The sequence below is a fragment of the Lysinibacillus sp. G01H genome (genome assembly GCF_028872195.1).
Taxonomy (GTDB): Bacteria; Bacillota; Bacilli; order Bacillales_A; family Planococcaceae; genus Lysinibacillus; species Lysinibacillus capsici.
In genome coordinates, this window is the sequence record NZ_CP118397.1 from 3,109,334 (window position 1) to 3,124,749 (window position 15,416).

Below are 15,416 nucleotides of genomic sequence, written 5' to 3' on the forward strand. Positions count from 1 at the left end.
CGGATAGAAGCGAACCCATTGCTTCAAGCATTATTTAGAATCATTCATTAAAATAATAGTTATGTAGATTATTCTAGTCCTTATAGGTTCTTTATTTAGTGGTCAGATAATTGTTAAATAATAAACAGGGAGCACTTTTCACAGAGTGTTCATTAGTCGAATTAGCTAAAAAATTAGCGACTTTATGTCATATATTTACTTTGTAATTAAGTGCTAATTCATCCCCAGGTAACCCTCTTATTCCCCAATTATGTTTAGGCGTTTCAAAAATTGTAATTTCAACATCTTGAGGTGAAATATTTAATTGGTTATTTATGCGTTCAAATAGTAGCTTTACTAATTGTTTTTTAGCTTGAATCGTTCTACCTTCAAACATACTAATTTCTATTATTGTATAGGATTCAGTTCTTTCACTTGCAAAATAAAAATCTTCTTTGTCCATAGGAAAAAAGCGATGAAATTTCTTATCTAGTGGATATTCAAGTGCGTCCACCATACAAGAATGGATAATATTCGATAATGTTTTCTTAATGGGATTTAACCTTCCCTTAACACCATAAATTTTAATTTGTCCCAACGACCTCTCACCTTTCTTGACTTACTAATCTAAACTCAAATACCAAATACTGTTCTATAACGATATTATAAAATTCTTCAACATGACCATCAAGCTAATTCCTATGATTGGTTTCATTTAAACAATCACCCAATCTATTCATGAAACAAATGTGAACTATTTAAACCAACAATCCCAAAGTAATAACTCTACTTAACTGTGACTATAATAACTGCAATACGCTGCAAGCTCAGGTAGAAACAGTTATCCAAATAGTACAAATTCTGTTGTTCCAATCAGATAAAGAAATAGATATAAAATATATTATTGTACAAATTAACGTTTGAAGTAGTGGGTGCCTATTTACTTTAAAGCTCATGAAAAGAAAGAGAGTGAGAGAAACTCAGGACATACTGTTGCTTCGTTAGTTTCTACACCTTTACATTTATATAATTGAAAAGGAAGAAACTCGAATTACCAAAAACCAGCTACTCCATTTTAAATGAGCACCTGGTCTTTATTATTCAATTTCAAAAATGACCCAAACTTTATATCTACCTTCAATACTACTTTCTGTATAAACCCTACACTCTTTTATAGAAGCTAATCTAAAAGCAAGCGAATAGGCTATTTTGTAATCTGGAGTATCATAGCCGTTATAAATTCTTCCATATATTTCATTTGCAATTGAATCTGCCCAGGTGTCAGCTTCATATAGAGTATCGAAAAGTATTTCTTCTCTGTTCCATTTAATAGTCATGTCATAAACTCCTACAGATTATTTTTTATACTCAGTATTCAATACGAAAACTAATAGTTTCTTTACTACCTTTAGTTGATTCAGAAGATATTAAACCAAAGTATATCATTATCTTTTAAAAAACTATTACCTTTTTACCTGTTTAATAATAGTTTTTTAAACTTCCATAAAAATTAAGTCTGGCTTTTCAGCTTGGACTATGTATGACGATTGTATACCTGATAGAAAGAACCAAATGACAATCTAGACCACCGCAGTCAATTAGAAATTCGTTTGGAATACGAGTAAGCTATAGCAGGTCTTAGAACATGATTATTTATGTAATATATAAATTGGAGAACAATGTACGCCAAACTGCCATCACAAAAGATCACTATAAACATCTTACTGAAAGAAAAAATGGCCAAAGATGCTACAAAACATCGTTGACCAGTTGGCTCAAGATTTATTAGTTAATTGCTAACGCATTTTTAAGGTGGCTAAATAGTGGGAACCTCACCAATCAACCACTTTAACTAATATAACCCACTATCTTAAATCATTTTTAAATCTTTGTTACTTCGAATCATCCATCTTCAGCACAGCCATGAATGCCTCCTATAGAAATGCTGTATTCAGACGTATCTTTTTAGATTTCTATATAACCGACAATCCTATGATATATAAGGGGTTGTCGGTTTTTTTTATTTAATTTTATCTAGTTGTATATTCATTTTATCTCTATTTATTTTCTACCACTGGTGGGGATATGATGGGGGAAAATTTAAGACCACCCATCACGGAGTGGTCTTTTTATCGGTTATTAAACTAAATCACTGTTTGACATCCATGAAGTGTTTCTATTTAGCTATACGCCGAAACAGAAATCATTCCTATGTTATGAAGATGAACCTTCGTGCAAATAACAAATAGGCGATGAGAATTTCGTGTTAAAAGATAAGAAAGGTGATTTTTACATAAAGCAACTAATCACGAAGTCCTCTTAAGGTTGCTAAAGGGTAATTAATCTTAGATTTTAAATTTATTGATTTCCTCTTGCACTGTCGTTGCACCATCGCTTAATGATTTAGCTACAGCATTAATTTCTTGAATAGTTGCTGTTTGTTTTTCTACGACTGCAGTAATCATTTCGGATTGTTCTGCTACAGTAGTTGCAGTGGAAGCCATTTCACTCACTGAAGCGGCAACCTCTTCAGTACTTGCCGAAATTTCTTCGGTAGAAGCAGATACATCTTCAATTTGAAAAGTAACTTCTTGAACCGCCTTCATAATAGTATCAAATGAGACTTGTGCGTTTTGGATAAAGGTAACACCTTCTTCGACATTTTGCACAGTGACACTCACTGCCTTTTCAACTTCTTTTGTTTCTTGTTGAATATACGTTGTTAGGTTAACAATCTGATTGGCAGAAGCTTTTGATTCTTCTGCAAGCTTGCGAACCTCATCGGCAACTACAGCAAAACCTTTCCCGTGCTCACCTGCACGTGCGGCTTCAATGGCTGCATTAAGGGCAATGAGGTTGGTTTGCTCAGTAATATCTGTAATGACTTTTGTAATATTTTCTATTTCCATAGATTGTGCACTTAGTTGTTTAATACGCTCAGTTGTCTCATGAGAAGATTGTTGAATAACAGCCATCTGGTTTTCTGCGGTCTGTAATGTTTTTTCACCTTCATTTGCAATCACTTGTGTATCTAAAGCTTTTGAATTAAGTAGCTGTGTGGCTTCTGCGATTCGTTGTATCCCATGGGCAGTTTCATCCATAGCAGTCGCACTTTCTCGTCCCATGGTAGCCGATTGATTAACACCCTCGGATGTTACCTCTATTCGATTTGCCACTTCATTGAAAGAGATAGCTACTTGATCTGTACTGGCGGCTAATTGTTTAGCAGCGGCTGTTGTCTGCTCTACATTTGCAATAACATTATTAATAAGTGAATGTAAATTCCTTTTCATTTCATTAAATGAATTGGCTAATGTCCCAATCTCATCTTTTGTTCTCACATTTATGTCTTCTCGACTTAAATCACCTTCAGCAATTACTTTAGCAGCAGCAGCTAATTTATTGACAGGTACTGTAATTAAACGAGTGATAAATAGTGCAATGAGAAGGGCCAGAATTGTGGACAGTATAGCAATAACCAAAATGATTAGTGAACTTGTATGTGCAATCTTAGTTGCTTCAGCGTTAGTTTTTTCCATCTGAGCCTTTTGATAATCAGCAATAGCGTTGACTGCCAGTTGAATGCCTTGGTTTGCAGGGTGCACCTTTGCTGGTAGTATTTCAATAGAAGCTTGGATATCCTCAGGATTATATGAATTGATAATTTCTTTTGCAGCTTGTTCAAATTTCATTTGACTTTCTTTTAAATTTTGAAGTTGTATTTGCATTTCAGGACTGGTTAATATTTTTTCGAGTTCTGCAGATTTTTCTTTTATAAGTTTTCCCTGTGTAACTAGATTACTAAAGGTTTCATCGCTTGGCTCAAGTATATAGGAACGAATATAAAGACCTTGTAAAGAAGATGCATTTACTATGGCATCGACTTGTAAAAGCTTATAGACTCTGTCCTCTATGATAAATGAATACTTGTCATTAACCTTGTTTAGTTGAGTAAATGCAATGGTGGAACTAATGAGCAAAAATAAAATAATACTACCAAATCCTAAGTATAATTTTTTTCTAATAGACATTAAAATAAAACCCCCACTTTTATTTTTTTGGAATACCTTTTCTATCTATAGATTATTTTATCATAGGAATTTAGAAGTACGCTAACCTTAACCTGTTCATTAATTTAACCTAAGTTATTCATAAGGATATATTCCCCCATACCACCCCAACCAATTTTCTATATTAACTTGTCTAATATTTTTTATTTGTTGACGACTATCTCTTTCCTCTAACCAGTTATAGAAAGGCACTGGACGCTTTCTATCTGCTGTTTCTTCTATAGATGATGATTTATTAGGCTTAACTTTTGAACGCGCTACAGCCTTGTTAAATGCCCCTACAAATACAGCTCTCAATGTACTTGTAACCGTCAGAACACCTTCTTTAATATCCATAGCTATTTTAAATAGCACGTTCTTAGCTTTTATAAATTCATCCACAGAATTTACTTGCGAAGCTAATACAACCTTGTGTAATTCATCCTTCAAGTTATCAGCCAATGGCAAGCTATTCATGAAATCGAACAGCATCTTTTGGTACTCGTTCATGTACTCCTTTTTCTTTTCAGCTTGCAAAGCCAATTCATTGCCAAGACTCATAATATTATTTGCTTGTTTAGAACTTAAAAGATTAAAAGAACTAGATGGTTGGTTTTCAGATTGTGGAAGGCAAACCGCGTCATTATTGGCTTCATCGGCTGTCTCTCGTTGGGACACGCTCGATGGGACATAAGGTAAAATACGATAAATGCTAGCCCCTTTAATGCCATTTAATTTAGTGCTTGGTACTTTTTCGATGATGCCTAACTCTGCTAATTTCTTCATTGATCGATAAACCGTCTTTGTACTGATTTCCAATGAAGCAGCTATGGTACTCGCTTTAAGATGGCATACTCCTGTATGTTCTAAGCTGTGCGATGCAAGTTTAAATACGATTGCTCGCTCTGATTCTGTTAAGTCGTAATAATGAACCGCCATGTGGTCCTCCACACTCTTATCCATATCTGTTACTGAATCGAATGTTATGTATTGTGCTAGGTATTCGAATGACATTTGTGTTTCACCTCTTCTCCATTTTCAATTAACACATGAATAACTTTTGAAACTTTATAGTTACATTATACATAATCTAATTACCTTGTAAACACTTTATGATTTATTTTTTAATTTATAAGTTTACACTGTAATTTTTAAGTGTATAATTAAAGTACTAATACGAAACGAAAGATGGTGTTAAAGTGGGTAAAACTGAAGAAATAAAAATACTTTTAATCAAAACAGGAAAGTCAGTAACTGAGGTTGCTGAAGCATTGGGGACATCATCACAAAACTTATCCAACAAAATGCGTCGTGACGATTTTAAAGTAAGTGAGTTAGAAGAAATAGCAAGAGTATGTGGAGCTAAGTTTGAAAGTAATTTCCTTTTAGATGATGGAACTAAAATATAGATCACTTTTTATGTAGCAGATAACTAAATAAGGTTGTCTGTTTTTTTATATGTACTTTCACCACCGAATTTCCTAAAATGGAAATACAGAGGAGGAATTATGGATGTCGAATATAAAACTTAAGGAAAGTAAAAAAACCATTCTACAAAAAATGGTGGTTTATCGTAATAGTAGTAGTTTTTGTGATTGGTATTCTAGGTAATATTTTTGAATCTGATGAATCCAAAGCAAAACGTGAAGCTGAAAAGAATATAAATAAGGTAACTACAATTACGCCAGATGAATTTAATAAACTGGAAAAAGGTATGAGTTTAGATGAAGTACAAAAAGTTGTAGGCGGCAAACCGAAAAATCCAGATGCAAAAGAAAATGATGATTTATTATTATTTTTAGACTATGATGGCGAAAATGGAGTAAGTGAGAACTCTTCAGTATCACTTATTTTTAAAGACGGAAAATTAAATACTCTTGTTGAAAGTGGTTTATTAGAACCCAAACAAGAGTTATCTAAAGAAGAGAAAGAAAAAATCGAGGAAAATATAGCTCAAATAAAAAGTAAAGTTTCAACAGATGAAGTAGAAAAAATAATCACTGATAATCTAGGTGAAAATAATAACTCAAAGAAAAAAGTAATTGAAAAAATAGATGCAACAGACAACAGTTTAAATCTAACTTTAAATGCATCAGATAATTTTACATTAGATATGATGAAACGTGGTATGTGGATGGATTCTATTAAAGTTTTAGAACCACTTTCAAAAGTTAATAATATTAAATTAATTAATGTTGATTGGCAGCTACCTCTTGTAGATAAATTTGGTAACGAGAAAGATGCTGCAGTAATGAAGTTTAGTATTGATAAAGCAACTTTAGATAAAATAAATTGGGATAATTTCTTAACAGAAAATTTTCCAGATGTAGTTAGTAATTATGAGGAACATCCAGCCTTAAATAAGAAATAGTCACTCAAACGAGTGGCTTTTTCTATGAAAATTTTTATCATAACAGGAAAATAAATCAACAATATCTATTTACTTAAGTATGTAGATATACTATGATAAATATAGAAAGGAGGTAATAAAAATGGAACTTGAAAGAGTAGTAGCAATAACAGCATTCGTCAACTTAGCAATTGCAATCATTAACTTTCAAACAGCAAAGTTAAACAACCAAAAAGCAAAAGCACTTAATGAAAAAGAAAAAGACACCACTTCAAAGAAGTAGCGTCCAACAAAGTATAAAAATGAAGGTTAAGGCTGACCCCCTTAGCCTTCACACTAAATATAAATGATTTCTAAATGTTATACAATCAAAATGAAAAGAAGAGGTGATTTTCATGACGACTATTACTTTAATTCTTACAGTTGCAGCATTAATAATAATTGGCGCCACAGTTATTACAATGAGAAAAAAATAAAAAATAGGTGGTCTCATCCAATGTCAAAAAACTACTCTTTCACCAGCAAAGAAGAATTTATCAAATTAGTTCAATCAGAAATCCTAACATCATCAGAAGTATTGGAGGAATTGCAAATTTCTAGGCAGTCATTAAATTCACTTGTAAAGCGAGGAAAGCTAACTCCTATCAAAGAGTTACCACGGGATCGAATGTTTTTACGTGAAGATGTGGAAGCAAGAAAAGAAGCAGCGAAAGAATTACATGCTAAATACAGACCGTATGATGAATAAAAAAAGCCCAGGTACTCACGTTTGAATGAGCGCCTGGGCTTTCATGGTTTAATTTATAAACAAAATTTTTTCACATTAAATCTCCAAATTAGGCATTGTTATCCTTACAGCTAATTCTACTATTGGTTTTGAGAATGTACTTGGAATCATGGGACTTGGTAAATCTCCATCATGATTGGCAAGTCCAAAAGATGCTTCTCCTATATGAATCCAATCTATATCATCCGTACCCTCTATAAAACCTATAAAATGATAATCTGCACTATAAGTATCATATCCATCCTTATTGGGGATTGCTCTCCAAACTTCGGCTTCTTTTGTAGGATCTACTCCAAATTGTTTAAAGAAATTTAAAATTTCTGGACTAGTGAGCTGAATTTGTTTCGCGAAAAGTTGACAATCTTCACAACCACAATGAGCTTTTTCAGAAACCTTCGGAAGTGTTTTGTATAATTCTAAAGTTTTCTCTTTATCTACTTTTACAACATAATCATTTATCTTAATTTCTTCCATAATAACTCCTCTTATTTAGATTATTATTGTGGAATTAACCAAATCACATTACCTGCATCTTTATTTGAATGATCAGGAAAAGCATTGAAACTTAATAATTTTCCATCCTCTATATAGAAACGGATTTCTAATTTTTTATCTCCTTTTCCGTAATACGTTTTGATCGAGTTCCAACCATCTTTTACTACATTATCTTGATCTGATCTACGTATATCTTCTACAATATATTTTACAAGTTTGTCCATATCACCATAATCTTTGAACCGATTACCAGCATTTATATGTTTACTAACATCTACTTCTAATTTCCCGTTTCTTACATCCTTTATTTTATTACCTTTACTAGTTACTTTAACTACGTAATTAACGCCACTTCTCACTACTGAAAACGCAAGTCTAAAAAGATTGAATTGCTCTACAGAAGGATGATCATTTGAATATTGGTTTTCCAGAATTTTATTATTAAATATTGCTAAAGACTCTTCATCTGAAAGAGGGTCTTCAAAATCTCCTATTCCAAGTAAGAAATTATTAGTTAATTCATCAAAATCAGTTTCTTCGTGATTTAAAGAATCATTAGTTGGTAATTCCTGAATTTCACTAGCATTTGCAAGTGCTGGTGACATTACACTAAATACTAACATAAAGCTTAACATAAAGATAAAACCTTTAAATAGGTTATTTTTCATAATTAATTTACCTCCAAATCTTTGTTTAAACCTACTATAGTAAATTAAGTTCCCTCGAGTTATTAATATCCTATCATTGGAAACTTCCCAAATCTATTATTGAAGAACGCCATTTTTTGGCGCGGAATTTACATTAAATTTACAATAACCGCCACATCCCCCCATCAATAACGCCATTTTTTGGCGGTTCTCGATTAATTTTGCTATACTAAAGTTACATTTCCAACGTTTTGTAAACATATTATTTGACCTTAATTACATTGTAGTTACTATTCATTTTGTAATCATAAATTAACAATTTGTACTTAAATATCTGTTGACAGTAAATTGACTTTCAGATATTCCAAATATAAAAAGCCCATTACCAATTTAGGTAAAAGGCATTTGATTACACACTACGTTGTGCAATGATAATTTCTAATCCTTTTAAATCGCAATTTGTTAATGTACCAGCGTCAAACTTTTCAAGGTGTGATTTATCAATAAGCTTTTTGTCTACTGCTTGCTTTAGGTAGTCACGTACTGCAGCTTTAAGTGTTTCGTTAGTAAATTGCATTTTATCATCATCCTTTGCAATTGGTTTCGTTGTATTGCCTTCCACAATTAATTGCACTTGGTATTTGCTATTGGTTGGAACAATTACTTGTCCTTCAATTTTGTATCCCTTCGGCATAATCCAAGTTGGTTTAACTTCAAAATGAGGCCGATCAATATTCGCTGTCCAATCTCCGCCCCATGTAATACCAAGCTTTCGTGCGATAGCACCGACTCGACTTAGTGTTGTTAGATCATATAAAGACTGTGGAGGGCAAACAGCAATATCCCATGCTAATCGTGACTTGTGATTGCTATCTAATGTCCAAGTAACTATCTGCCCTGGTCGAGTTCTGCCTTGTGCATATAAGTAATTCTGTCGTTCCTGTGAGCGATATGTTTCAGTGATAAAGATGTTCTTAATCCCTGCTTTAAAACACTCTTGGAATAACAAACGACAGGCAGTTTGTGCAGCTGGCAATAGTTCAGATATATCACGACATGTTGTAGTAATGCTCGTCATTTTAAATCACCCTTTGGCTCATCATATTTAAGCGCCTGCTCGCTGTCTGAAGCACCTTTTGTAGTTGGGTCGATGATAATACCAAGCAAACCTAAAATGCTTAAAACAGTCTCTGAAATGGCTGTAATTTGAGCATTGTAAATCATAATATCGACATTAAAAATGCCTGCTATTTGATTAGCAAGCACTAGTAGTAATGCGATTAATGACACCCAAAATTGTTTATGTTGTAGACGTACTTTCCAGTTGATTTTCATATTAAATCATTCCTCCTTTTATAATAAAGGTCAACAATGCTCCCACTAGTCCACCAATAACTAATCTTAAAATCCAAGTTGTGTTGTCTTTAATTCCACCTATATCCTCGCGAATTTCTTTAATATTTGATTCAGCAACAGCTGAAGGAGCCCATACAAAAGCAGAAGCAGAGGCAATTTTAAGAAGAAAGATTTTAGAATATGAAAATGCAGGAACTGTTTTTAAACCCCAAGAAATTACTTTACATGATTATTTAGATTTTTGGATGAAGGAATATGTAGATCTCAAATTAGAACCAAATACGTACTATAACTATGAATCAACTATTAGAAACCATATTGCACCACACTTAGGAAAGTATAAAGTTAAATCACTAACTCCTCACGTGTTGCAGCAATTCATTAATTTGAAAACACGTGAAGGTTATGCTCGGCAAACATTAAGTATAATCATAGGTATTAAGCAAAGCTTTGAATCATGCAGTATACACCTACAAATACATTAAAGAAAATCCAATGCATTATGTAGAATTAATGAAGGATAAGAAACGAAAACCAACTCGCGAGGAATTAAAGATACAAACGAAGGAAAATCTAAGACTTATTAATAGCATTTTAGATGAAGAACACCCTTTTTATTTACCATTTCATATTGGGTTACATTGTGGGTTACGTGTAGGAGAAGTTTGTGGACTTGAATGGAAGCACATAAATTTTGAAGAAATGACATTGGAGGTTGAACAACAATTAGTTGGTATTAAAGATGAAAATGGGAAAGCACAATGGCAACCTAGACCTCCAAAATCAAAGGCTGGTTATAGAACAATTCCATTTGGTAATACGCTCGCAGAAATGCTCAAACGTATTAAAAAAGCACAAATAGAAAATCGTTTAAAATACGGTGAGTTTTATCAAAAGGATCCTGAACATGATTATGTATGTAAAAAAGAAAATGGCGAACATTGTACGCCAAGTGTAATTAAATATAATACTAGAAAAATAAGCGAAAAGTTAAATCTTAGTTTTAACTATCATTCCTTACGCCACACACATGCAACAACTTTAATCGAAAATGGTACACCTGTTAAAACAGTACAAAAAAGATTAGGACATAGTCGAGCTGCCGTAACAGAAGATCGCTATGTCCACCTCACTGAGAAAATGGCTAGAGATGCCGCTAACATCTTTGACTCATTTGCTCAAGATATATAAGAAAAGAATTTCTAACTTATTTTTTTATGGTGGGGAATTGGTGGGGAACCCCACCAAATTGATATAAAATCAATTATTAAAAACCCCTATAAACGCTGTTATATCAATGTTACTTCGAATCATCCATCTTCAGCACAGCCATGAATGCCTCTTGAGGGACTTCGACTGAGCCTACTTGTTTCATACGTTTTTTACCTTCTTTTTGTTTATCAAGAAGTTTTCGTTTACGAGAAATATCTCCCCCGTAACATTTCGCTAATACGTTTTTACGGATGGCTTTAATTGTTGAACGCGCCACGATTTTTTGTCCAACTGCTGCTTGAATTGGTACTTCAAATTGTTGGCGTGGGATTAATTCTTTTAATTTTTCTACGATGATTTTACCTCGATCGTAGGCAAAGTCACGGTGTACGATAAAGCTTAGTGCATCGACTTGCTCACCATTTAATAAAATATCCATTTTCACTAATTTCGATGGCTGGTAACCAATAAGTTCATAGTCGAATGATGCATAGCCCTTTGTATTTGATTTTAAATAGTCAAAGAAATCATAGACAATTTCTGATAATGGCATTTCATAAATAATACTTACACGGGATGTATCAATATAATCCATCGTCATGAAATTACCACGCTTCATTTGACAAAGTTCCATAACCGCACCCACATAATCATTTGGTACCATGATTGTTGCTTTCACATATGGTTCCTCGACACGATCGATTTTTTGTGGGTCTGGCATAAAGGATGGATTATCGACTTTAAGCTCGGTACCATCTGTCATATGAACATTGTAAATTACGGAAGGTGCTGTTGTAATTAAGTCGATATTAAATTCACGTTCAATACGCTCCTGAATAATTTCCATATGTAGTAATCCTAAGAATCCACAGCGGAAACCAAAACCAAGTGCTTGCGATGTCTCTGGCTCATATTGTAGAGCAGAATCATTTAGCTCTAGCTTTTCTAACGCTTCACGTAAATCGTTGTATTTGGCTGTATCAATTGGATACAAACCACAGTAGACCATTGGGTTCAAACGGCGATAACCAGCTAATGGCTCAGCTGCAGGACGATTCGCATAGGTTACAGTATCCCCTACACGTGTGTCTCCTACATTTTTGATAGATGCGGTTAAATAACCTACATCACCCACTGTTAATTCAGCCTGTGGCACAACTTTTGGTGTATGTACCCCAACTTCAATAACTTCGAATTCCGCACCTGTTGCCATCATGCGAATTTTATCGCCAGGCTTGACAGTACCATTGATGACACGAATCGAAATGATAACACCTTTATAAGCATCGTAAACAGAGTCAAAAATTAAAGCTTGTAGTGGTGCATCTGGATCACCAGTTGGCGCTGGTACCTTCTCTACGATTTGCTCTAAAATATCCTCGATACCAATTCCTGCTTTTGCAGAAGCTAATACTGCTTCAGAGGCATCTAATCCAATAACGTCTTCTACTTCTTGACGTACACGTTCAGGGTCAGCTGCAGGTAAATCAATTTTATTGATTACAGGTAAAATTTCTAAGTCATTGTCAAGTGCTAAGTAAACATTTGCTAGTGTTTGTGCTTCAATCCCTTGTGCTGCGTCCACAACTAATATGGCACCCTCACAAGCAGCTAAACTACGTGATACTTCATATGTGAAATCGACGTGTCCTGGTGTGTCGATTAAATGGAATGTATACACTTCGCCGTCTTTTGCTTCGTACTTTAATTGAACTGCATTTAACTTAATTGTAATGCCTCGCTCACGCTCTAAATCCATTGAGTCGAGGAGCTGTGCCTTCATCTCACGGGAAGTTAAAGATTTTGTTTGCTCTAAAATACGGTCAGCAAGCGTTGATTTCCCATGGTCAATATGTGCAATAATAGAGAAATTTCGTATATTCTCTTGTCGTTTTAAACGTGCTTCTCGGTTCATCTTTTCCACTCCTAATTAAACTATAATGAATTATACTATGAACGTTACGCAAAGTACAACAGCAACTAGACTTGAAAGCCTATAATATCAATACTTTCAGTGTTTCACATCGTTTTTAAATTTTACAATATTAAGTATATAAATGCAGACAAATCAGCTATAGTAGTGCTCGATGTGTAGCAGTTGAAATAAAAATGCGTCTACTCGACATGAGGAGAGATTCGATGGATAAATCTTCCCTTGATCAAACGAGAAAAGCCCGCTATCTACTAAAGATATCAACATCCATATTACTAAAAAGCGTGGACAAAACCCCATTTTTATCAACCTAAACTATGATCGTAAAAGAAAGAATGAACAACGCACCATCTTCCACACAATAGAACAAGTCAAATGTCAAGCTTACCATACAGGAGCAACAACTAATAGAAAACATATAGGTAGATCAAATAGTTCCCTTTCTAAGATATAGAAAAAGTCAGCTACGCAGAAAAAACTGTGTATACTGACTTTATTATTTTATTTGTTTAAGGATTGTTGAATGAGCTTTGTTAAAACTTCTACCCCTTTTTTCTCTAAATGTACACCGTCTGGGGCAAAGTATTCAGGATGATTGATTGCTGCTGCATGCCAGTCAATTAGTGTTATTCGCTCATGTTCCTGTGCTTTTTGCAGTAAAGCTTCATTCACCTTTGCTTCCCATGAACGCGGCACACGTGTATTCACTAAATAAATATCGGCATTTGAAAAAGCTTCAAGGAGTGCATCCATTTGGTCAGTCGTAAAATAACCATTTGTCCCCAATTGTAGAATGACTGCATGATGAGGTTGATTAAAACTTGCATAATTTGGTGCAAGTCTTACAGCTTGTGAAACTTGACGACCTATTTTTCCATCGATTGTAATAGTCGGATACATATTATGTAAGCTCGGTGCAATATCAATCATTAGGGAATCGCCAATGGCTAGTATACCACGATAAAACTCATCCTTTTCAGGCTCAATAATGGTGTTATTTTCTTCTTGCTTAGGCGTTTCTATCTCCTGCACATCCTCTACTCCCTCATCCTTGCTTTGAGAAGGCTTGCCGTTTGAGGCTTCAGCTTGTTTGTCCTGCTTGTCATCGCCATTAATTTTTATCGTTGTTGGCAACGTTTTAGATGGGTTTTGCTGACTTTCACCCACTACACCTGTCATGCCAGTAAAAAATACAAGCAGGAAAAGTGGAACCATAACCGTTGATATTTTTCGTGGAAAAGTAAGGCTTCCCCATTTATTTTTATTACAAATCAAATATTTTTGACAATAGACTCGGAACCCTTCTTTCCGGATGGGCATTTCAATGAAGCGATAGGAGAGCTCTGCAATCATCAGGATTAGTAAAAGCTGCAGGAAGATTCGCCAATAGGAGGGATTACCAATTTCATGAATGGGTGTCCCTAAAACCATGACAGGATAATGCCATAGATAAATTCCGTAGGAACGAGAGCCTATCCAACATAATGGCTTCCATGCTAATATTTTTCCTAGTATGCTGACTGGATGAGAAATACATGCAATCAAAACGGCAGCATTCAAGCAAAATAAAAACATACCTCCTCTATAAAGAAAGGATTGATATTCATCCACATACACTATGCTTACTAAAAAAATAGTAAGTGCAATGAAACTCATAGTATTTAGTTTCTTCACATGGTTCGCTGATAATTTTTGAGAAGAAAGTCTTTTCATTGGCCAAACAAGGGCTAGCCAACAGCCTATTAATAATTCAAAACAACGTGTGTCCGTTCCATAATAGACACGACTAGGATCAGCGCCAGGCTGATAGAGTAAGGCCATTACGAATGCTGAACAAAGGGCACCACAAAAGACGATATTTGCTAGTTTATTTTGTTTTTTAACAACAAAAAGTCCAATCATTAAGAGCAATGGCCAAATCAAGTAAAATTGTTCTTCAATGGCTAATGACCATAGGTTTTTTAAAGGTGATGGAGAACCGAAACTATCAAAATAAGAGAGTTTATGAAAAATGAACCACCAATTACTTGAATAAAAAATGGAGGACAGTGCATCCCCGCGCAAAGTAGGGAGAAGCTCTTTATGAAAGAGCATTGCCCAAACAAATGATGTAACAATCATAACGTAGGCCGCTGGTAGTAGCCTTCTAAATCGTCCCACCCAAAATTTCTTTAGGCTGACTGTTAATTGATTGCCCTTTAAAGGTAAGATGGTAGAGGTGATTAAATAGCCCGATAACACAAAGAAGATATCTACTCCTAAAAAGCCACCTCTAGCCCAACTAAAGTTAAAATGATAAGCAATAACTGCTAACACAGCCAATGCTCGAATCCCGTCTAGTCCAGGAATATAACGATGATTTAATGACTTGCCTGACATACTATTCCTTCCTTCAATAATCTCTCAATTTCGTTTCGGTATAATGTTTTGGTATTTTCTAGCTGTACAATGAGAAGTCGCTGTCACAACCTCTAATAACCGCCCACGGCTGATAAATGATAGTTACATCCAAATGCTACAAGGAGTAACGCTTTTTGAAGGTATTCCCTTCTGCATCAATATAAAACCTGTTGTCACGTAATAGAACCTTTTGATTGATAACCATCCC

17 protein-coding genes are annotated in these 15,416 nt (G+C 34.4%); 6 read left to right on the plus strand and 11 right to left on the minus strand.

All coding sequences use genetic code 11. The features are described 5' to 3' along the window. Positions 1 to 187 precede the first annotated feature (187 nt). The 4 genes from PSR12_RS15840 to PSR12_RS15855 all read right to left on the minus strand — a co-directional run bounded on the left by PSR12_RS15840 (position 188) and on the right by PSR12_RS15855 (position 5,042). Positions 188 to 577, minus strand: a complete 390-nt coding sequence (locus PSR12_RS15840; RefSeq protein ID WP_257520218.1) for a tautomerase family protein — start codon at positions 575 to 577, stop codon at positions 188 to 190. A gap of 499 nt (positions 578 to 1,076) precedes the next feature. Then, a complete protein-coding gene (locus PSR12_RS15845; protein WP_257520219.1) occupies positions 1,077 to 1,316 on the minus strand; it encodes a hypothetical protein in 240 nt (79 codons plus the stop codon). Between the two features lie 1,008 nt (positions 1,317 to 2,324). Further along, positions 2,325 to 4,010, minus strand: a complete 1,686-nt coding sequence (locus tag PSR12_RS15850) for a methyl-accepting chemotaxis protein (RefSeq protein ID WP_274769685.1) — start codon at positions 4,008 to 4,010, stop codon at positions 2,325 to 2,327. Between the two features lie 114 nt (positions 4,011 to 4,124). Further along, a complete protein-coding gene (locus PSR12_RS15855) occupies positions 4,125 to 5,042 on the minus strand; it encodes a helix-turn-helix domain-containing protein (RefSeq protein ID WP_274769687.1) in 918 nt (305 codons plus the stop codon). A 185-nt stretch (positions 5,043 to 5,227) separates the two neighbouring features. Here PSR12_RS15855 and PSR12_RS15860 point away from each other — a divergent pair, with 185 nt between their 5' ends. The 4 genes from PSR12_RS15860 to PSR12_RS15875 all read left to right on the plus strand — a co-directional run bounded on the left by PSR12_RS15860 (position 5,228) and on the right by PSR12_RS15875 (position 7,126). After that, the gene (locus tag PSR12_RS15860) at positions 5,228 to 5,437 is read left to right on the plus strand and encodes a helix-turn-helix domain-containing protein (RefSeq protein WP_274769689.1); all 210 of its coding nucleotides are present in this window, start codon (positions 5,228 to 5,230) and stop codon (positions 5,435 to 5,437) included. Positions 5,438 to 5,619: 182 nt separating this feature from the next. Beyond that, positions 5,620 to 6,399 (plus strand): hypothetical protein, encoded by a 780-nt coding sequence (locus PSR12_RS15865; protein WP_274769691.1) that lies wholly within the window; start codon positions 5,620 to 5,622, stop codon positions 6,397 to 6,399. A 121-nt stretch (positions 6,400 to 6,520) separates the two neighbouring features. Then, a complete protein-coding gene (locus tag PSR12_RS15870; RefSeq protein WP_274769692.1) occupies positions 6,521 to 6,661 on the plus strand; it encodes a hypothetical protein in 141 nt (46 codons plus the stop codon). Positions 6,662 to 6,874: 213 nt separating this feature from the next. Further along, a complete protein-coding gene (locus tag PSR12_RS15875) occupies positions 6,875 to 7,126 on the plus strand; it encodes a helix-turn-helix transcriptional regulator (RefSeq protein WP_274769693.1) in 252 nt (83 codons plus the stop codon). A 75-nt stretch (positions 7,127 to 7,201) separates the two neighbouring features. Here PSR12_RS15875 and PSR12_RS15880 read toward each other — a convergent pair whose 3' ends face one another. The 5 genes from PSR12_RS15880 to PSR12_RS15900 form a co-directional block, all read right to left on the minus strand. Then, positions 7,202 to 7,639 carry a hypothetical protein gene (locus PSR12_RS15880; RefSeq protein ID WP_221680023.1) on the minus strand — a complete coding sequence of 146 codons (438 nt, stop codon included), beginning with the start codon at positions 7,637 to 7,639 and terminating at the stop codon, positions 7,202 to 7,204. A 23-nt stretch (positions 7,640 to 7,662) separates the two neighbouring features. Further along, entirely contained in the window at positions 7,663 to 8,328 is a 666-nt protein-coding gene (locus PSR12_RS15885) for a hypothetical protein (RefSeq protein WP_255600678.1), read from the minus strand. 388 nt (positions 8,329 to 8,716) lie between these two features. Continuing rightward, positions 8,717 to 9,385 (minus strand): M15 family metallopeptidase, encoded by a 669-nt coding sequence (locus PSR12_RS15890; RefSeq protein ID WP_274769695.1) that lies wholly within the window; start codon positions 9,383 to 9,385, stop codon positions 8,717 to 8,719. Continuing rightward, complete coding sequence (locus tag PSR12_RS15895) at positions 9,382 to 9,642, minus strand: phage holin (protein ID WP_274769697.1); 261 nt, start codon at positions 9,640 to 9,642, stop codon at positions 9,382 to 9,384. Before PSR12_RS15895 ends, PSR12_RS15890 begins: the two co-directional genes overlap by 4 nt. 1 nt (position 9,643) lies before the next feature. Further along, on the minus strand, positions 9,644 to 9,820 hold the full coding sequence (locus PSR12_RS15900) for a hemolysin XhlA family protein (protein ID WP_257522540.1): 177 nt from the start codon (positions 9,818 to 9,820) through the stop codon (positions 9,644 to 9,646). Between PSR12_RS15900 and PSR12_RS15905 the strand changes: the two genes are divergently transcribed. Beyond that, the gene (locus PSR12_RS15905; RefSeq protein ID WP_257522541.1) at positions 9,735 to 10,148 is read left to right on the plus strand and encodes an N-terminal phage integrase SAM-like domain-containing protein; all 414 of its coding nucleotides are present in this window, start codon (positions 9,735 to 9,737) and stop codon (positions 10,146 to 10,148) included. The two genes, PSR12_RS15900 and PSR12_RS15905, sit on opposite strands and share 86 nt — an antisense overlap. Before the next feature lie 10 nt (positions 10,149 to 10,158). Then, positions 10,159 to 10,854 (plus strand): site-specific integrase, encoded by a 696-nt coding sequence (locus PSR12_RS15910; protein ID WP_274769699.1) that lies wholly within the window; start codon positions 10,159 to 10,161, stop codon positions 10,852 to 10,854. Between the two features lie 109 nt (positions 10,855 to 10,963). Here PSR12_RS15910 and lepA read toward each other — a convergent pair whose 3' ends face one another. Together lepA and PSR12_RS15920 are read right to left on the minus strand one after the other, a co-directional pair. Then, entirely contained in the window at positions 10,964 to 12,790 is a 1,827-nt protein-coding gene (gene lepA / locus PSR12_RS15915; protein WP_004226914.1) for a translation elongation factor 4, read from the minus strand. A 519-nt stretch (positions 12,791 to 13,309) separates the two neighbouring features. Continuing rightward, positions 13,310 to 15,187, minus strand: coding sequence for an acyltransferase family protein (locus PSR12_RS15920; RefSeq protein WP_274769702.1), 1,878 nt, complete (start codon positions 15,185 to 15,187; stop codon positions 13,310 to 13,312). Positions 15,188 to 15,416: the final 229 nt, after the last annotated feature.